Genomic DNA, 16,612 nt, shown 5'->3' on the forward strand with positions numbered 1-16,612 from the left:
CCTGTCCACCGGCCACCTACATATCTGTTTCCGTGTTTGACGTGTTCCCCCGGTGAACTTTATATAGGGTCACCATCTTATCTTTCGATATCGATGGACACGCAATTGATGGAGACGATCTCAACGGAGAACGTCGTGGCGTCGACGACGGTTGGACAGGAACTTGATCTCAACGCTGTCTCGCAGGACCTACTCGGTGTTGAATACGATACCTCTGAGTTCCCCGGCGTCGTGTATCGGACTCAGCACCGAAGGCGGCATCTCTTATCTTCCGCTCGGGGAAGATCATCTGTACTGGGGCAAAGAACGTCGACGCTGCTCAGGAATCGCTCGAGAGTCTGTTCGATGAGTTTCGCGACCTCGGAATCGATGTTGACGACCCTGACGTGGCTGTCGTGAATGTGGTCTCTTGTGCTGACATGGGTTCGCCCATCAATCTGAGCGCCGCAGCGATTGGATTGGGATTGGAAGCTGTTGAATACGAACCTGAACAGTTCCCTGGCCTCGTGTACCGCCTCTCGGAGCCCGATGTCGTGATCCTCCTGTTCAGTTCGGGCAAAGTGGTCATTACTGGGGCGACGGATGTGTCGACTCCGCCGAAGGCGCTCGAAGCGGCGCACGGTAAACTGGATTCCCTCGGGCTCTTAGCGTAGGTCTGGTTTTGCGATCGTCGTCGTCAGTCTCGTCTTTCAACCGCCCGGAAGCATTATGCTCTCCACCTCTGTCTCTCCGGTAAGAAGATGGATGACACGCCTCTATTCACAAGTGACAGGCGTACTCGAGACGATTCTTCGTGGAGCGGCGGGGACTGGGAAGCGGGGAGTGCGTCAAACGTAGATATCGTCGATGGTGGATTGGTCCCGGTGGTGACGAACCTATCCGGAGAGATTGGCGATCAGTTCGCGACGAGTTTCGAAACGGCCTCTGTGGGGTCAATTCCGGATGGGTGGACGAATGCGATTCACGGCTCTAACGGTGGTGCCGGTGTCGATGACGGGCGGGCAGCTGATGGGTCGCGATCGCTGAAGAACCGGGATCCGAATACGGGCTCGCCATCACACAGTCACATCTCGACGGCGGCGTACTCGCCGACGGGCGACCATGCTTTCGAGTTTGACTACTACGTCCACGGAAACAAGAACAACAGCGGATCTGCTGACTCGTTCAGTTTCACCAATCTCAACCAGGTGTACGACGCAACTTCGCACAATGGGATTCAGCGGGGATTCAGTGTGAATGCTGTAAACAACGGCTCTTGGATTGCGGCTTATGACGGTGATGGTGACGGGGGCGGGAATAATGTGAATCTGGAACCGGCCATCTTCGACCGCTGGGTCACGTTGCGGTTTGTCGTCGAGTATTCTCAGAATCGCTACTCCGTCTTCATCGACGGAGAGCAGTACGGTCCGTTCGGATTCCAGTACAACGGAACTTCGGCAGACTTCCCTGTGTTCGCGAACTCCGTAGACAACTACACCGGCTGGATAGACAACTTCCGTCCTGCTTGAGTCGGTTGGTGGTAGGGCGGGTCTGGTTACGCTGGGGCCGAGCTGTTCGTGTCCGTCTCGGTATCGACTGGAAGCGGGTCAGCGTCGTAGGTCTGAAGGTGGTTCCGAAGGCGGGCGTACGGCCCGTCGTTCGTTCGCGTCGACGCCGGGAATCGGTTCTTCGGCGTTTCGAGCGGGTCGCCGTTGTTGGCTTCCCAGTTTTCGATCGTCCACTCGTGGACGTCCAGGTCCTCGCCGTCCTCGTAGACGCCGATGACTACGGGGACATCGTGATTGTTCGCTCGGTAGGCCAACTTGACACGCTCGTCGCTCGTGTCGAATCTGTGCCATCCGCCGACGTTGTCCGGGGGACTGTTCTGGAACTTCCGTATCTGTAGCTCCCCATCGGCGAGCGCAGCTGCTTCGTCCCACATGGAGCGGGTGTCGCTGACGTAGTTCTCCTCGATCTCGACGAGGACCTCGGCGTCGATGTTGTCCCGAGCCCGCGCGAGGACGGTGCGTGCCTTCTGCTCTTTCGTCTCGCCGTCGCCTTCGAGTCGGCCGAAGTTGATCTCGTGAGACGAGAGCCCGAACGCGCATTCGCCCCAGTATCCGGGATCGTCGTCGACGTCTTCGTTGTACTCCGGTGCCCACCCGTGGAGAGACCGCCTGATCTCCGTGTGGTGAGTGAATCCCGTCCGGTTCCCACCCGCGTTCAAGACTCTCTTCGCGAGGCCGATTAGGTATTCACGGGGGGTGTCGGGGGCAGACTCGGGGTAGTCGACATCAACGAAGTACGGGAGTTCGTACTCGCTCTGGATGTAACTCCCGAAGCCAGCCTCCAGTATGCTCTCCTCAAGGAATTGTGCTTCACAGTTTGCGCTGTCGTTGTTGGGATCCATCTCTAAACCTCCACCTCCAATCGGGTTCTAAAAACTCCTCTCGGTCTCTCTCACGACGGGTGTTGAAACGCGGTAAGTCTGTTTCAAATCGGTGTGCATCGGTGGATCTGGGGGAAGACATAAGACAACTGACTGTGAGCGTTCTTATATGGCGCAGCGGTCATCGTCCGGTGGCGACAGCCGCGGACCAAGCAGGATGAGCCTCTTACGGGATGCTGCCGTAAACTGGGGCTGGACGATCGCACGGACTCACCGCGACGACATCGGGGTGTTCGCGCTCAAACTCCACACGGGCGAGGAGTACGTCTACGGCATCACCAAGGATATGCCGTATCAGGGGTGTGCCTCGTTCCCGAAAAAAGTCGCCAGTCGAGCGTCGGACAACGACTGCCCGGTGATCGTATTCTTCGGTGAGAAGCCGCGACTGGGGAACTCGTACGTCTTTGACTCAGATACGGTCCTCTGTGACGGCTACCCGAACATGGAATGTACATCTCCGACGCGACGAAAACTGTGGCATGACATCCCTCTAGAGAAGGGGGTTCTTCTCGGGGATTACATCAGCGGCCGGGAAACGGTTCTTCCGTAACCCCCACCTCTGTGAGTTCCACTTCATACGCCCTGCCGGATCTATCGCGTGTGCTTGCGTTGAAACGGAGTCCGGTGTGTGATGTCTGGGGGTTACGGTTCTTGAGACGGCGATTCAGCAATTCCCCAGTCCCACTCAGATCCTGATTCGGCTGTCTGAGCGTCTCGGTCCTTCTTGATCTGGTCGTAGATCATGTTTCCGTACAACGTTTGGAGCGCGAAGTAGCAGTCGTGATCGAATCGCTCGTTGAGGGTGATGGCCTTGAGGAACTCCTCATCGCCGCCGTGGGTGGGGATATTCCCGTCCTCGTGTATCTCGATCAGGCCGGATAGGTGGGACAGCACAGTTGGAAGGGACATGCCCATCCCGGTCCCGACGACTTCGTACACGCCGATGTGGTACGATACTTTTTCCAGGTCTTCGACACCCAACCGCTCTCCGATGTCAGTCGTTATCTCGGCGAGCTTCCGTAACCGTTCGCGCGGGTCGTCGATCTCGGTTGCGTTCTGGATCTGTTCGTCTTCTTCTGGGGTGAGTGTGAGGGTATTTGCTCTGGTCCGTAGTGGTGAGGTCGTCTTCGATGGTCTCTGTGAGTAGTTTACTGACGGCTTTGCTGTGGTGGTGATTGATGGGGTTGTTTTCGGACTGGATGTGTTCACGCAGTTGCTCACGCGAGGTGACGCCGAGGAGAATCAGGTTGCGACTCTTCGCCGGGCCGATTCCTTTGATCTCCTGTAGATCACGTTTCGTCTCGCCCATCTCCGATACTGGCCGTGGAAGCGACTCTAATGTATTCACGGCGATTTCATAGGCCATTGTTTTACTGACGCCCTTCGCGATCGTGGTCGACTCTGTGTCCAGTTCTCTGTATGAGACGGTGTGTGGGCGTCGGGTGTGGCTGTAGTGAGAGATTATTTCTGTTTCCTCACAGAAGAGCTCGGCCCGTCCGAGCCCCAATTCCCATTTCGCTAAGCCGATTGGTTGCTCTTTGGGCAGCGAGACGGCATCCCACTCGCCGACGCCGGTCGGAAACGTGGGTGGCTCGGTGAACGGCTCGATGCCGGGGTACCGCTCCATCCGCTGTTTTGCCTGATCACAGATCCAATCGAAGTTGGACGGGTCGTGTTGGCTGATGCTCTGGGTGTTGAGCAGATGGCGATACTTGTCGTAACATCGCTTCACGAGGGTGATGTCTCCATCACCTCGCTGGCGAGCGACGAGCTGCTCGAACGAACATGCGATATGGGTACACCCCTTTCGCCAGTATTCGAGGATGTTCCCCGGTTTCGTGGTCCGGCTGGTCCACCCAGACACGGTCTCTGGAAGGGTACACTCTGGGATGTTGGACTGTGGCTGTTGCTCTTCGGCTGGATTCTCTGTGTCGATCATGTGGGCTGATTCGCTACACTGGTTGGTTCGGCTCTAGTCTATTGGCTGGGAGAAGTCACGGTCAGTTACCACAGAACCAATTTTCTAAGCGTCCACCCCTCTCGCGGGCTAAAAACTACTTTCGCCGTTCGTCACGCGGTGATATCGTGCGGTTCGTAGATGATGACCTTGACCGGCGTCTCTAGGGTAACCGTGTCGTTGTAGTAGCGATTCAGGGTGAGTAGTAATTCCGGGATGGTCGATAGTCCGTATTCGGCTCCGTATGCTCTGACGGGGCCAAAGGCGCACATGGTGAGTAGCATCTCACAGTGGACCACCGTTGCGGTGCCGAACGGTTCCCCGTTAGCATCCTGTAACACGAGGTCGCTTCCCGCGCCGATCTCCTTTTCGTCGTCGTAGCGTATTGTCGCCGCGAGTGTCTTGTCTTCGTGGGCAGTTCTCGCCGTCTCTTGTGGGCCAGTTCCGTATTTCAAGCCGACTGGTCCGGATGGTTTCGTACTCATTTGCGTCCACTGCTGTTTTCGAGTGCCTTCTCGATCGCCGCCGATATCTTTCCTTCTGACCGGTTCACCGGGTTGATATCTGATAGTCTCTGTCCATCTATAAGAAGTGCGGGGACGGCATCGATTTCGAGACTGTGAGCGTATCGTCTGTCCGCTTCCGTGTCGGATTCGTATGTTTTCCAACTCCCATGGGCGATCGCAGTACATGGATCCACACCCGCGGCGCTTGCGGCGTCGCCAACGCCTTGCCATGTCGGCTGGTCAGAACTGAATAGTTCTGCTGCCGTCTCGATATAGCTCCGGTAGCCGTCCTGTCCGGCCTCGGCATAGATGTAGCGAGCGACACTCGCGAGTTGGTGTGCCCAGTCTGGGTCGCCGGGCACGGGTAGGTCGTAAAACTCGATTCGAGCTGTGCCTGTATCCACATAGTCGTCGAGAATCGCGCTGAGGGCGTGTGTGGTGAACGCCCACGTCGGTCTGTTCGAGAGGTCGTGGAACACCTCAACGCTTACTGGGGCGCTCTGCTGTCCGATGTGGGGCTGTCTTGTATGGGGGGTGGTCGTTGGTTCGTCGACGGCGCAGTCGTAGGCGGTCTCAACGGGGACCCCTTCGGTACACCCACTAAGGCTCACAGTGGAGCCGGCGGCAAGTGTGCCGAGGAAGGCTCGGCGCGAACTTCTCATTACGTACTGTCTCGCTGACCGGGGTAATGACTGCTTCGCTGCTGTCGTCGCGCTCTACGCTTCCTAACGGCGTTTATGATGCGACCGTTACGATGGGACGTCTTGGTCTTCCATTAGCTCAGCGGCGAGCTCGGCGCAGGCTTCGTCGGTCTGCTCTTCGGCCACGGCCGAAACGACGTTGCCTCCATACCGCCATTCGGAGTGGTCCTCGTTGTATTCGTACCGATCAATGTCGACGCCTTGGAACGCTGAACCGTACACTGCCTCGAAGTAGGTATCCGGTTCATCCGGTTCGCGATCGCCAACCTCGTCTCTGGTACTCCAGATACGACAGAATATGTGGCTCCCCGTGTGGACGACTGCTCCTCGAAACCACCCGTCTGGGGTGTCTATTGGCGATTCGTCTAGCGGGTCTTCCCAGCCTCGATCCTTCAGCTCGTCAGCGGAGAGTATTGGCATGGTGTTGAATCCTCTCGGGGCTCTAACTACCCCTTACACCCCTTTCTGGGGCTAAAAACAATCTCCGCCTCCAGATGACACGCGGTGGGTTGAATAGGGCTGCCTGTGTAATACTGTGTATGACTTCAGTAACGTATTGCCCTAACTGCGGGGAAGATGCTTTGAAAGACGACGGGTCGTACTCGTATGAGTGTGAGGAGTGTGGGTGTTTCTGGGAGATTCGGTGATCTGCGATTGAATGAGGTCTTCTTACTCTCGTTTCAGATGACTCGACTGTCGTGGTTCACTTGAGCGGGCTCGCGAAGTCTACCTTCTCGGTGGTGAACTCTGCGAAGTGGTACAGGCCGTTCGTTTGCGTAATGCCCCCTGACAGCGTGAGGTTGACTTTGAACGTGGGGCTGTCAAAGAGCCACCCGATGTTGATGTCGATGTTCTGGCCCGCGGTTTCGACCTGTTCCGGTGGGTCCCCTTCGTGAGTTAGGAGGTCGTCGATCGCGAGATATGTTGAATCGCCTTCGGAGAGGAAATAGCCGCCCAATTCGTGTGGGTTGACCGGCGTGAATCGGCCACTGTTCGGTTCTGGTGCGATCGCCGCGTTCGCGAACGATGTCGTTTCGATGCCCTTGGTGAGGGGAACGTCCTGAGAGGGGTTCCGAACAATGATCTTGTCTATCCGGGTTGGGCCTCGGCCACGGTTCGTGATCTCGAGGATGGGCGTCGCTGCTTGGATTCCGTCTACCGGCTGGTACCCCATCGATTCTGCGGTGTGAACGTCTGTAAGCCGTACAGCGGGGGCGTACGTCCACTCGGTACGTTTGAACCGGGTCCCTTCGGTATCTCGGAGTGTGATTGTGAACTCCTGGTCGTGGCTGTAGGACTGCTCGGCTGTCCCGATTGTTGCTGCTTCGCCTATCTCACAAGTGGCGACGGGATTGTCCTCGGTCACTTCGTCGACGCCAATCTGCCCGTCTGCCGTCTCGAAGATCACCTCGCTGATCTCTGATGGGGCGGTGATTCTGGCGTTGAGCTGGAGGTCCTCGCTCCAGACTCTATCGAATTCGGCGGTGTACTCTTTGGTCTCCCCCGTACACCCTGCGAGAGAGATAAGTGAGGCGCTACTGGACGCGATAAGGAAATTCCGACGACTCGGTGGCATTGGCTTGTACAATCCGTCTCAACGCCCCTGCTTAAACTACTCGCTCACTTTGAGACAATCGGGCCTGATTTGGTGCGGTTGTCTGCTTTCCACTATGCGCTGAGAGTCTTCAAATTTTGAATCGCCACAGAGGGGGCGGATTTGGGGCTGTTGGCTGCTCAGAAGTCTTGGAGACTGGTGGGTTGTCCCCCTGCTTTCGAGAAGGACACATCAGCGGTTGCGCCGTCTTCAGACGGGTTGATCTCGAGTGCCGTCTCCTCTTCCGTTGCGAGGTTGGTTGCGTTGAAGTCGTTCGACTGGATGAACTCGGAGATGTTCTTCGCCGTCACGTCGCCGATCATGGTGACCTGCTCGCTCAGGACCTCTTCGAATTGCTCGGCACTTGAGGTGTGGTCGTAGAACCCGATGAGCAGCGTCCCGAGAGACTCGCTTGAATCGAGATCGAGGGTCTGGGTTGCCATCTTCTCGAGATACGCTCGTAGGAAGCGAATCCGGGCACGCCCCATCGCGTTGATGTCGGCGGCCACGCCGACGGCGTCCTCTCTGACGCCCTTGTCCACGCGGAAGACGAGGCTGTCGTGCCAGTCGGGCTTCCGGGCGTTCGGTGCGGCTTCGACCACGTACTGCGTTGCGCGGACCGTGTTGCTCAACTTGCGGGCGAGACCGGGGAGATACGTCGGGTCGACACCCGTCTCCTCTTCGATCCGTTCTGTCGAGTAGTTCCGCATCCAGTACCAGCGCACCAGCCCGGCCGTAATCCCCTGTTCCGTCGCTTCGTACCCGTTATCGATGAGCGTCGGTTCGAGACGCCCGTCGACGGCCCTCACCGTGAGCGCGAGATCGAAGTTGTCGATCACCTGGTGGAGGTAGTCCAGCTGTCGGATGTCGCTGGACGCGGTTTCGTCGGCCCACTCGTAGAAGCTCTTGATGCTCTGTAACTCGGCGTCGACGAAAGAGTTGTAGTGGAAGTTGACGGCTCCCCGGCCGAGGTGCTTCGTGCTGAAGCCTTCGCGGGTCGCGTCTTCGCTGATGAAGTCCTGATCGACGAGCCACGCCGTCGAGTTCTTGAGCCGCTTCGTCAGCTTCTCGTCTTTGGTCTCCGGCCCCTGCCCCCAGGCGTTGTTGACCGTTATCTGGTGGTAGTAGAGCGATTTGTGGATGAAATCTCGCATCAGGTCGATGCTGTCCCACCCGTTCGCGATGAGCTCCAGCGTCAGCCACCGGAACTGCTCGTCGTTATCGATGTGGGTGTGGACGTCTTCGAGTTCGCGGGTGGGTTCGAAGAATCGCTCTGCGGCCTCTTCCGGGTCGTCTGCGAGTACGTGACAGTGGCCCTCTTCGTAACCCATCGACGGGCGAGCCGCACGCCCTGCCCACTGTACGTATTCGTATATGCCCACGTATTCGCCACGGCGCTTGCAGTCCGCGACGATGACCGTCTTCACGGGAGAGTCGAAGCCGTACGCCAGCGAGGTCGTCGTCGTGAGGGCCTGTATCTCGCCTTCGTCGTAGAGATCGAGGACGAACTTCTTGACGGTCCCCGGAAGGTCGGCGTGGATGTAGCCGACGCCGTTGTGGAGCATGTCGAGGATGTCTCGGTGGGTCTCGGTGAGGAGGCCGTCAACCTCGTTCGAGAGCTCGCGACGGAGATTCCGATCGTCCGACGGGCCGTCAAAGATACCTTCTTCAGCGAGGGCTTTCGCTCGCGATTCCGTCCAGGTCTTCGCGAAGCAGAACACCAGAAACGGGCCATCGTTTTGGTTCTGCTTGATCGTCTGGACGATGGTGTCTTTCGTCGAGGAGGTGCTGGAGTCGACAGCTAACTCACGGATGGGCGTCTGTCGATCCTCCGGGCTGACGTGGACGTTCGCGTTCATCCAGTCGCCGATCTCGTTGGAGTCTTCCAGAGTCGCGGATATTCCGTAAAGGTCGATATCGTTGTTTAGAGCCGCTGAAATGGCCAATTCTATCGATGTCCCACGAAACGAACCATATATTTCATGGAAATCGTCGAGTATTAAAGCGTCTAAAGACCGAGCGCCCTCTTTCCCTTGGAGAACGGCCTGATAGAACGAGTCGAACGTAGCGACGGCGACGTCGCCGCTACGGAATTTGCCCCGTCCGGAGTAGATCGAGTAAGTATCGCCCGCCCACTCTTCGATAGCCTCCTTTTTGTCCCAGACAAGCTGGGTCGACGGAACGAGGTAGGCTACGCGGTTGCCCTTCTTCAGGTGGTTCAGGGTGACTGCCTCGGCGGTCAGGGTTTTCCCGTTCCCCGTTTCAGCGATCAGGAGGTCGTTTCCTTCGTCGAGGATGCCACCGTTGAAGGCGAACGCTTGCGTTTTCTTCAGCCCAGTGTATCCGTGGGCTTGCATGATCTCTGCGATCGTTGCTTGCTGTTCAGGTGTGACGTCGAGGTCGGCTGGTGTGTTCATGGACTCAAGACTACGCTCTCGATCTGCGGGCTCGGTACTGGTAGTTGGATTGTTTGTACTCAGGTGGGCCATATTGCTCTTTCGCAGGGGAGTGCGGTCACTCCTTCCTACCAAACTACTGCTTCACCAACTCTCGGTGGCTAAAAACATCTTCCGCGGCTGACGGCAGATCGATTCCCTGACTGGGGGCCGGCTGGACTGTTGCGGTCGCTATCTCACTCAGTGATGAGCGGTTCTTCGATAACGTTGTGGCCTGCGACGGTCCGTTCAAGCTGGGCGCTTTCTCGAAGAGTATTCCGCAACTCTCTGGCGAGTTCGTAGGGCATCGGGGTTTCGTGTTCGGAGACGACGATCCAGTCATCGTCGCTGCTCGGGTTACACCAGAGGACACGAACGATGTTCTCCTCGATCGCGACGACCGCGGGGACGACTTGGACGTAGTAGCCCTGTTCGTCGGTGTCTTCGACTCGGAAGATGGGCAATATCATGTCGATGCCAGCATCGCGCTCCAGTTCGTTACACTCGTTGACTGTGATCGGCTCGTCGGGGAACGAGCTATACTCTGAGTGGACGATATCGCATTCGGGGCACTCGCCGTTTTTGATGTGGTCGGGGAAGCAGGGAATCATGGCTCTATTTCGGCTTATACACCCCTTTCGCTGTGGTAGACTAATAGTATTCGGGTGTGGGTGTCCAGTGGTTGGACCTCGCCATACCCGCTTTCCTCTACTCTGCGTATCTCGGGAAGCGAGAGATGTTCTTCTCGATGAACTGAGTCGGGAACCCCCACTCGTTTGCGAACGCTCGGAACTGTGCGAAGTCAGGTTCGGTTCGAGTGAGTGGGGTATCCGGAACCGACCCGATCGTCGGGGAGAGGAACAACTCACGTAACTGCGAGAGGCCGTCGATGGTCGCGTCTTTGTCCTCAAGGATATCCTCGACCGTCTTCCCGCTAGAGATGTACTGGACGCCTCTCTTCGGGCCGATCCCGCTGATGCCATCGTTGTAGTCGGTGCCGCACATGAGCCCGATGTCGACGAGCTGCTCGTGGGTGATCCCGTGGTTGTGGAGGGTTTTGTTCAGTAGTATCTTCTCTGCTGGGCCTTTCCCGGTGTACTGGCGAATCGTCGTTGGTGAGCCGAACAGGAGTGCGTCGTAGTCGTCGGTCATCGCGGCATCTGCGAGGCCGTATTCGACCATCTTGGCTGTGTAGGCTTCTCCAGCGCCGCCGGCTTCGATGTAGGGGATGCCGAGTAACTCCAGCGCCTCTCGGGTCGTCTCGTGGATGGTTGGCGTCAACGACTGGGTTTGCGCCTTGTACCGCTTCATGGCGGCGGTGTCGCCAGCTTCAGCAGCGTCGGCCATCTTCTGTTTCGCCTCCTGTTTTGCGTCTCGCCGGCTCTGGATTTCGTCGGCTTTCCGTTCGTGGGGCTTCCCATCGAACACGAAGATGGGTGTGATGTCTTCTCGGAGGATCGGGGGGAGTCCGCGGAAGACACCCGCGATATTCGGGAGCTCCGTCCCGTCTTCGGTGGTGTAGATGTCGTCGTCCATGTACCGGGTCAGACCGGTGAGATACCGGTAGATCCAGTGGTGGGCGTCGATCGCGACCGTTGCCCCTGCATATTCTGAGAGGGGTGTCTCCTCTAATGTTGCGAGCGTTCGGAGTGCGCTATTCCCCATTACACCCTCCACCGTTTCCGAAGCTTTTGGTTCTCATTATCTACTCTACTCTCAGCCGGTGGGCAAAAAACCACACTCTCACTTCGCGGGGTCTACATGCCCGAGCGTGTATTCCCCGATGAAGTATTCGACCTTCTCCTCGGCGGCTCGGCCCCTGATCTCTGCGAGCGCGCTGATGGCTACTGTGGTCCCTTCACCGGAGATCTCACCGATGACGTAGAAGAACTGGCCTCGCTTGTCTTTGAGGTGCTGCTGTTCTTTTTCTCGACTCTCCTCGTTGAGCTCGGGATATGGGGTGTCGAGTTGGATTGCGCCGCTTTCGGTGTAGTTGGCAGTCACCCAGTCAGATGTGAACTCCGATTCGATGAGGTCCTCGGCGAGAACTGCGTCTCGTTTGGTGACGTCGATGTCGTTGATGTCGGTTGGGGCGTCATCGAGTCGGTTCGCGCACTTGCGGAGTATCGCCTCGGCTTCGAGATCTTCGCTGTGGTAGTAGAACCCCATCGTTGCTTAGCACAGAGATTCACGCCGGGGTATGTAGGGGTTCCGGTGGTCTGGGCTCGTGGTGAGTCAGAATGGAAGTGGTGAGCCAGCGATCGCGAGATACCAGCGGCCGAAGATCACGGCGTTGTAGGCCCCGTGCATCATGGCGACGACGATGAGGTCTTCGGTCATGGCGTAGAACCCGCCGAGAAACAGCGAGAGGGTGAAGACCGTTGCGAGGCTGGTCAGTAAGCCTGCCGTCGTTCCTGTCGCATACGCCGGGATATGAATCGCTGAAAAGATGATACTCGCGATGATGACGGAACTCGCTTTTGTGAAACTCTCATAGAGTCGCTTCTGCACCAGATTGCGGAAAATGAACTCCTCTGCCGGACCGATCAACAGGAACGATAGCGGGATCATCAACAAAACGTACTGTGGATCGACTGAGCCCGCCGCTACCGCTTGGGAAGCGGTGTGTTGTGAGGCGTCGACGTTGAGGTGTGACTTGAGGCTGTTAATCGCGTACAGGGCTGTGAGGAGCGAGAGCGTGCCGCCGATGACGAAGATGGTCCGTCGCTTCGTCGGGATTTCGAGATCGATGTACTCCCGGCCCTTCCCGGAGTATTTCAGATAGAGGATGCCGATCGTCACTGCGGCGAGGCCCAAGGCGATATCGTTCATCACCATCGCCTCTCCGTAGCCGGGTGTGAACGAGGGGAGGTCTGAAGCGAGTCGGAACGGTGTGTACCAGAAGATACTGAGGCCGTAGCCCCCGAATCCCAGCACACTAGCGATTCCGAGGGTTCGGAGCTTGTCTTTGAGGTCGGTAAGTAGGTCTGATCCATCGGGGTGGTCCATGTGGTGGGTTGATTATTCTGTCTCCCGAGCTGCGTTGATGATCTCTGAGCGTCCTCCGACATCCGTGTAGATTGCCGCGTAGTAGTCGATCGGAGGAGTCCGGCCTTCCAGCTTCTGCTTTGCTTCGTCCTGGTCGTTCGCTCTGATGTGGTGGGTTTCGTCTGCTGGGTGGTCGCCGCCGGTTGGGATATAGACGGTACAGACTTCGCACCATCCCACGTCCGCTAATTCGACGACTGAGAGGCTTTCAACCTCTTCTTTTTGACCCCACTTCCCCTCCGTTTCTGCGTAGATATAGGTTCCGTCGCCAAGCCGAACGATGAGCAGGTATCGCTTGCCCTCGTCGTCGGTGAGTACCCGTGCCCAGCTGATTGCTCGGTTTGAATCGGAGACAGGATCGGTTCTCGTCAGGGTTGCCTCGGTGTCGTTCACTTGGATTCTGTCACCTCCTGCCAGTTCGAGGAGTGCTTCCATGCCCTCGTCATCGTATCCACCGCAGATGTCGAGTTCGATATCGTCGTGCCCCTCCGGGTGTTCGCTGGCTGCCATCTCTACTTCTCTGTTTGCGTTCTCTGACTTGAGTCTACGGGTCGGCCGTAGCACTTGCTCACACGAAACTCGTGAGTGTATTCTGGTTATCGTCTGTCAGCCGGCTTGGTTCGCTCACGTCGACGCCGATTCGAGACTGGGCTGTCGCGATATAGTCTTCGTTGAGTTCGATGCCGATCCACCGCCGACGGAGCGATTTGGCTGCCTTCCCCGTTGTGCCGGACCCAAAGAACGGATCGACCACGATTCCCGCTTTCGGCTCCGTGTCTGTCTCGCAAGAGCAGGACGGAATGTGGCTGGTTAGCTCCTTGTTCGGGTTGGTGAATTCTCTCGCGTAACTACCGAGTGCGTCTTCGGCCTCTGTGGCGAGTTGTTCGACGCTGTCGGTGTTGTTCCCGGTTCCGGACTGCGTTCGCTTTGCCTGTCCCGTGTGGCCGAGCCCGACCGATCTGAGAGCCCGGAGTTGGTCGTCAGTGAGGTCGTGTCTCGACGCGAGTTCGAGAGCTCGCTGAGCTTGTGGACGATCGCTGGGGAGGTTCCGAATATCGGTGACCTCGTATTGCTCTTCGTACGGTGCGCCACACTCCGGGCAGACCTTCTCGGGGACGGTCGTCCGGATCAACTCTTTCGGCAATCCGATGGGGTAGACGGCGTCATGATCGGTGTCGCTCGTCCCGACAGCGAAGTCGAAGACGTCGGTCGGATCTGCCGAGGCTTGTTTGTGGAAGTAGTGATCGCCGCCGTCGTGGGCGATGATCAGGATGTGCTCGTGACGGTGAGAGTAGCGATTCGTCGCGGCGTCGGGCTTTCCGTTTGGCTTCGTCCACGGCGCGTGGTGGACGATCTCGAAGCCCTGCTTGGTGATCTTCTGGTGGAGGCGGTGGGGGATTCCCTTGACCGACCCACCTTGATATGCGTCGTCGACGACGAGAGCTCCGAGGCCATCGTCGCGGGTGACCCGCATGAGCTGGTTGACGACGGCCATGATGGACTCGAGATACTCGGTGACGGACCCTTCTCGGCCGATTTGCCCGTCGACGTCGTAATCTCTGAGGTCGTAGTAGGGGGGCGAAGTGATCCAAGCGTGGACCGAACTGGTCGGAATCGTCGCCAAGACCTCACAGGCGTCACCGTTGTGGATCTCGTTGGTGAACTCGCCGACCGGCTTCGTCTCGCCGGCTGTTGCGGTGGTCAGACGGATTGCCCTTTCAGGCGGGTGGGTGTGGGGGTAGTTCTCCTTAGCGTACGCAGATGGGTCCCCATCGCCGGAGAGGATTTCCGGACACGGGGGGTGGGTTACATCTGCGGGGATGTTCGTGGATAGTTCGATGAGGGGGGCCGCATTCTCGTGAAGAACGTACTCGCCGGTCTCGTGATCGACTCGGTTGCCGGGGAGGTTGATGAACGCCCCACCGAGAAAGAGCCTGAAGGACTCGCTGTTCGACGAGTAGCAGAGGATACGGTCCGAATTGGCGATTTCCAAGCCGGTGCGGTACTTCGCGGGCGTTGGTAGAATCGCTACCACGAGAAGGTACTCCTCGTAGTCACCGCCACAATACTCGAGGATGTCACCGGGTCTGATTACATCTCCGCTGTGGCCTATCGTTGCGGCCGTATCCTCTCGCAGGCGCTGAAACACCGGGACTGGCCACAGGTAGTTTTCAGCGGTTTCCCGGTTCCCGCCTGTGAGATACGCTTCGGAGAACAGAAAGCCGTCATCTCGGAGCGTATACTGGACATCTCTACTTGGTGATCGGGTGGACATGGAGATCTTCTACTTCCTCCTCTGCCCCCTCCGGGATACAAAAACCAGTCCCTATTACGCCCGTCTTGGTTGTGTTAGAGGATGAGGAACGTCCAGCCGGCCATCAACACGTAGAGACCGGCCGCAGATCCGAGTGCTTTCCCACCACTCATCTGCTTCGAGAGGGCGATAAACAGCCCTGTACTCGAAAAGAGGAGTAGTACGAGGACCATCAGTTGGAGGGGGCCGATTCCGAGCGATAACATGAGCGGAACCTGAAGCGGCGTACTGAACGCAAGCGGTAATGTCGGCATTTTCCTATTTGACGGTTGGGGGAGACTGTCTTAGAGATACCGGTCGGATCGGGTGGGCGACCTCATACGATGGAGTATGATTGATCGAGTGTACGAGACGCCTTGGTGCCCGAAAAAACGGTTCCGCAAACGTTGGATCTCGGTGCTAGTTAGCTAGTTAGAGCCGGACCGCTTCGCCGTTGTTGCTGAAGAGGTCCGGGGCACGGAGTTCGACCTGCGTCGTCGCGCCTACGGGCGACACGATGTCGAGGGTTGCCTCCTGACCTTGGTTGAAGGCCGTCCCGTCGTCGAACGCACCCGCGGCGGGGTTGATCAGGATAGTGTAGTCATCCTGGTCGTTGAGGACGGGGGAGGACTCAAACGCCCCATCTTCCCCAACAGCGAACTCGTTCGCTCCGAGGTCAGCGACGCTGTTTCCGCCCGAAGTCGTGGTACTCTCGGCTGCACTGCCGGAGTCCACAGTCTGGGTGACCTGCGTGTCGAGAACGGAGCTGTCGCTGGTGTCTTGGAGGTCAACAACGAACTCGTCTCCAGCCGAGAGTGAACCCCCGGTGTTGATCTCGCTGTCTCCACTACCGGCCGAGTCGAAGGTGAACGACTGACCGTCGAGGCTGCTTCCGGTGACCGTCGTGGTGTCGTCCGCAGCACCGGAAACACCGCCAGCGTGGTACTCGAGAACCAGATCCTGATCGGTGTCAGCCGCGTCAAGACCGTCGATGTTGTCGTAGTTGATGGAGATGGAGACACTGGTGTCACTCGCCGCGATGGCCGGAACGGACAGCTGAGTCACCTGCGAACCACCGGATGTCGAGTCAACGAAAACCAGATTCTCCTGTCCACCCGGCCCGACGGCTTGGATGGTCGTTTCAGAGAGATCGATCTGACCCGCTCCGGGAGCGCCCGTGATTGAGAGGCGAATCTCGTCGAGCGTACCCGCGGTACTGTCACCGACGACACCGACCTCGCTGTTCACGTTGACACGCTCCGAGACGAGGTCTGTGCTTTCTTCGCCCGTTGCTTCGGCCTGCGTCTGAAGGAAGCCGGCCGTGTTGATCAGGACGCCTGCGGCGATCCCGGCGACGAGAACCATCGCGATGAACACGATGAGCGTGCCGATACCTACCTGCCCTCTGTCTGTGTCTTGTGTCGTCATGTTGTTGTCATTGTGTCCGTCCGTCCGTTGAACGGGTCGTTCATTACCATCTGCCGTAGTGGGCTAGTCATGATCTGCCACTTCGGAGTGCGTCGCTGTCTGGCTACATAGGGGGTCGCTGGGGTTCGAACCCAGAGCTGCCTCGCGTGAGTTGGAAAGGCCGGACGATTATACAATGTTCGAAGTTGTCTCACAGCTAAGGTTTTCTGCCGTTTGAACTAC

The 16,612-nt window shown here is 57.8% G+C and carries 19 protein-coding genes and 1 pseudogene; 4 read left to right on the forward strand and 16 right to left on the reverse strand.

Annotated elements, in window-relative coordinates; translation table 11 throughout:
* Positions 1-108: 108 nt before the first annotated feature.
* From BN903_RS18525 to BN903_RS00840, 3 genes and pseudogenes are all read left to right on the forward strand, one after another.
* Positions 109-252, forward strand: a pseudogene (locus BN903_RS18525) (TATA-box-binding protein); the annotation flags it as partial.
* 167 nt (positions 253-419) lie between these two features.
* Positions 420-653, forward strand: a complete 234-nt coding sequence (locus BN903_RS18530) for a hypothetical protein (RefSeq protein WP_369317827.1) — start codon at positions 420-422, stop codon at positions 651-653.
* Positions 654-740: 87 nt separating this feature from the next.
* Positions 741-1,508 carry a hypothetical protein gene (locus BN903_RS00840; RefSeq protein ID WP_228840982.1) on the forward strand — a complete coding sequence of 256 codons (768 nt, stop codon included), beginning with the start codon at positions 741-743 and terminating at the stop codon, positions 1,506-1,508.
* Between the two features lie 26 nt (positions 1,509-1,534).
* On the opposite strand, the gene BN903_RS00845 is transcribed toward BN903_RS00840, so the two are convergent.
* On the reverse strand, positions 1,535-2,389 hold the full coding sequence (locus tag BN903_RS00845) for a hypothetical protein (protein ID WP_048075907.1): 855 nt from the start codon (positions 2,387-2,389) through the stop codon (positions 1,535-1,537).
* A 148-nt stretch (positions 2,390-2,537) separates the two neighbouring features.
* Here BN903_RS00845 and BN903_RS00850 point away from each other — a divergent pair, with 148 nt between their 5' ends.
* The gene (locus BN903_RS00850) at positions 2,538-2,978 is read left to right on the forward strand and encodes a hypothetical protein (RefSeq protein WP_154017958.1); all 441 of its coding nucleotides are present in this window, start codon (positions 2,538-2,540) and stop codon (positions 2,976-2,978) included.
* A 92-nt stretch (positions 2,979-3,070) separates the two neighbouring features.
* On the opposite strand, the gene BN903_RS00855 is transcribed toward BN903_RS00850, so the two are convergent.
* The 15 genes from BN903_RS00855 to BN903_RS18280 form a co-directional block, all read right to left on the reverse strand.
* Positions 3,071-3,409 (reverse strand): hypothetical protein, encoded by a 339-nt coding sequence (locus tag BN903_RS00855; protein ID WP_048075909.1) that lies wholly within the window; start codon positions 3,407-3,409, stop codon positions 3,071-3,073.
* 13 nt (positions 3,410-3,422) lie between these two features.
* Positions 3,423-4,367 (reverse strand): hypothetical protein, encoded by a 945-nt coding sequence (locus BN903_RS00860; RefSeq protein ID WP_048075910.1) that lies wholly within the window; start codon positions 4,365-4,367, stop codon positions 3,423-3,425.
* A 131-nt stretch (positions 4,368-4,498) separates the two neighbouring features.
* The gene (locus BN903_RS00865) at positions 4,499-4,870 is read right to left on the reverse strand and encodes an ASCH domain-containing protein (protein ID WP_048075911.1); all 372 of its coding nucleotides are present in this window, start codon (positions 4,868-4,870) and stop codon (positions 4,499-4,501) included.
* Positions 4,867-5,553, reverse strand: a complete 687-nt coding sequence (locus BN903_RS00870) for a thioredoxin domain-containing protein (protein ID WP_048075912.1) — start codon at positions 5,551-5,553, stop codon at positions 4,867-4,869. Before BN903_RS00870 ends, BN903_RS00865 begins: the two co-directional genes overlap by 4 nt.
* Positions 5,554-5,640: 87 nt before the next feature.
* Complete coding sequence (locus tag BN903_RS00875) at positions 5,641-6,012, reverse strand: hypothetical protein (protein ID WP_048075913.1); 372 nt, start codon at positions 6,010-6,012, stop codon at positions 5,641-5,643.
* 283 nt (positions 6,013-6,295) lie between these two features.
* Positions 6,296-7,168, reverse strand: a complete 873-nt coding sequence (locus BN903_RS00880; RefSeq protein ID WP_048075914.1) for a hypothetical protein — start codon at positions 7,166-7,168, stop codon at positions 6,296-6,298.
* Positions 7,169-7,326: 158 nt separating this feature from the next.
* Entirely contained in the window at positions 7,327-9,603 is a 2,277-nt protein-coding gene (locus tag BN903_RS00885) for a DEAD/DEAH box helicase (RefSeq protein ID WP_048075915.1), read from the reverse strand.
* Positions 9,604-9,818: 215 nt separating this feature from the next.
* Positions 9,819-10,232 (reverse strand): hypothetical protein, encoded by a 414-nt coding sequence (locus BN903_RS00890; protein ID WP_048075916.1) that lies wholly within the window; start codon positions 10,230-10,232, stop codon positions 9,819-9,821.
* Positions 10,233-10,329: 97 nt separating this feature from the next.
* Positions 10,330-11,286 carry a hypothetical protein gene (locus BN903_RS00895; protein WP_048075917.1) on the reverse strand — a complete coding sequence of 319 codons (957 nt, stop codon included), beginning with the start codon at positions 11,284-11,286 and terminating at the stop codon, positions 10,330-10,332.
* A 78-nt stretch (positions 11,287-11,364) separates the two neighbouring features.
* Positions 11,365-11,790 (reverse strand): hypothetical protein, encoded by a 426-nt coding sequence (locus tag BN903_RS00900; RefSeq protein ID WP_048075918.1) that lies wholly within the window; start codon positions 11,788-11,790, stop codon positions 11,365-11,367.
* A 66-nt stretch (positions 11,791-11,856) separates the two neighbouring features.
* Positions 11,857-12,630, reverse strand: coding sequence for a CPBP family intramembrane glutamic endopeptidase (locus BN903_RS00905; protein ID WP_052334869.1), 774 nt, complete (start codon positions 12,628-12,630; stop codon positions 11,857-11,859).
* A 12-nt stretch (positions 12,631-12,642) separates the two neighbouring features.
* Positions 12,643-13,179, reverse strand: coding sequence for a hypothetical protein (locus tag BN903_RS00910; RefSeq protein WP_048075919.1), 537 nt, complete (start codon positions 13,177-13,179; stop codon positions 12,643-12,645).
* A gap of 58 nt (positions 13,180-13,237) precedes the next feature.
* Positions 13,238-14,944, reverse strand: a complete 1,707-nt coding sequence (locus tag BN903_RS00915; RefSeq protein ID WP_079890524.1) for a site-specific DNA-methyltransferase — start codon at positions 14,942-14,944, stop codon at positions 13,238-13,240.
* A gap of 74 nt (positions 14,945-15,018) precedes the next feature.
* A complete protein-coding gene (locus BN903_RS00920; protein ID WP_048075920.1) occupies positions 15,019-15,237 on the reverse strand; it encodes a hypothetical protein in 219 nt (72 codons plus the stop codon).
* Between the two features lie 157 nt (positions 15,238-15,394).
* Positions 15,395-16,390, reverse strand: a complete 996-nt coding sequence (locus BN903_RS18280) for an archaellin/type IV pilin N-terminal domain-containing protein (protein WP_048075921.1) — start codon at positions 16,388-16,390, stop codon at positions 15,395-15,397.
* Positions 16,391-16,612 lie beyond the last annotated feature (222 nt).

This window comes from Halorubrum sp. AJ67 (assembly GCF_000513435.1).

Bases quoted from the DNA above. Each gene is read 5' to 3' on its own strand.
- BN903_RS00840 (WP_228840982.1), top strand. From the start codon at position 741: ATGGATGACACGCCTCTATTCACAAGTGACAGGCGTACTCGAGACGAT.
- BN903_RS00890 (WP_048075916.1), bottom strand. From the start codon at position 10,232: ATGATTCCCTGCTTCCCCGACCACATCAAAAACGGCGAGTGCCCCGAA.
- BN903_RS18280 (WP_048075921.1), bottom strand. From the start codon at position 16,390: ATGACGACACAAGACACAGACAGAGGGCAGGTAGGTATCGGCACGCTC.
- BN903_RS00845 (WP_048075907.1), bottom strand. From the start codon at position 2,389: ATGGATCCCAACAACGACAGCGCAAACTGTGAAGCACAATTCCTTGAG.
- BN903_RS00905 (WP_052334869.1), bottom strand. From the start codon at position 12,630: ATGGACCACCCCGATGGATCAGACCTACTTACCGACCTCAAAGACAAG.
- BN903_RS00895 (WP_048075917.1), bottom strand. From the start codon at position 11,286: ATGGGGAATAGCGCACTCCGAACGCTCGCAACATTAGAGGAGACACCC.
- BN903_RS00920 (WP_048075920.1), bottom strand. From the start codon at position 15,237: ATGCCGACATTACCGCTTGCGTTCAGTACGCCGCTTCAGGTTCCGCTC.
- BN903_RS00915 (WP_079890524.1), bottom strand. From the start codon at position 14,944: ATGTCCACCCGATCACCAAGTAGAGATGTCCAGTATACGCTCCGAGAT.
- BN903_RS18530 (WP_369317827.1), top strand. From the start codon at position 420: ATGGGTTCGCCCATCAATCTGAGCGCCGCAGCGATTGGATTGGGATTG.
- BN903_RS00870 (WP_048075912.1), bottom strand. From the start codon at position 5,553: ATGAGAAGTTCGCGCCGAGCCTTCCTCGGCACACTTGCCGCCGGCTCC.
- BN903_RS00865 (WP_048075911.1), bottom strand. From the start codon at position 4,870: ATGAGTACGAAACCATCCGGACCAGTCGGCTTGAAATACGGAACTGGC.
- BN903_RS00910 (WP_048075919.1), bottom strand. From the start codon at position 13,179: ATGGCAGCCAGCGAACACCCGGAGGGGCACGACGATATCGAACTCGAC.
- BN903_RS00885 (WP_048075915.1), bottom strand. From the start codon at position 9,603: ATGAACACACCAGCCGACCTCGACGTCACACCTGAACAGCAAGCAACG.
- BN903_RS00875 (WP_048075913.1), bottom strand. From the start codon at position 6,012: ATGCCAATACTCTCCGCTGACGAGCTGAAGGATCGAGGCTGGGAAGAC.
- BN903_RS00860 (WP_048075910.1), bottom strand. From the start codon at position 4,367: ATGATCGACACAGAGAATCCAGCCGAAGAGCAACAGCCACAGTCCAAC.
- BN903_RS00850 (WP_154017958.1), top strand. From the start codon at position 2,538: ATGGCGCAGCGGTCATCGTCCGGTGGCGACAGCCGCGGACCAAGCAGG.
- BN903_RS00900 (WP_048075918.1), bottom strand. From the start codon at position 11,790: ATGGGGTTCTACTACCACAGCGAAGATCTCGAAGCCGAGGCGATACTC.
- BN903_RS00880 (WP_048075914.1), bottom strand. From the start codon at position 7,168: ATGCCACCGAGTCGTCGGAATTTCCTTATCGCGTCCAGTAGCGCCTCA.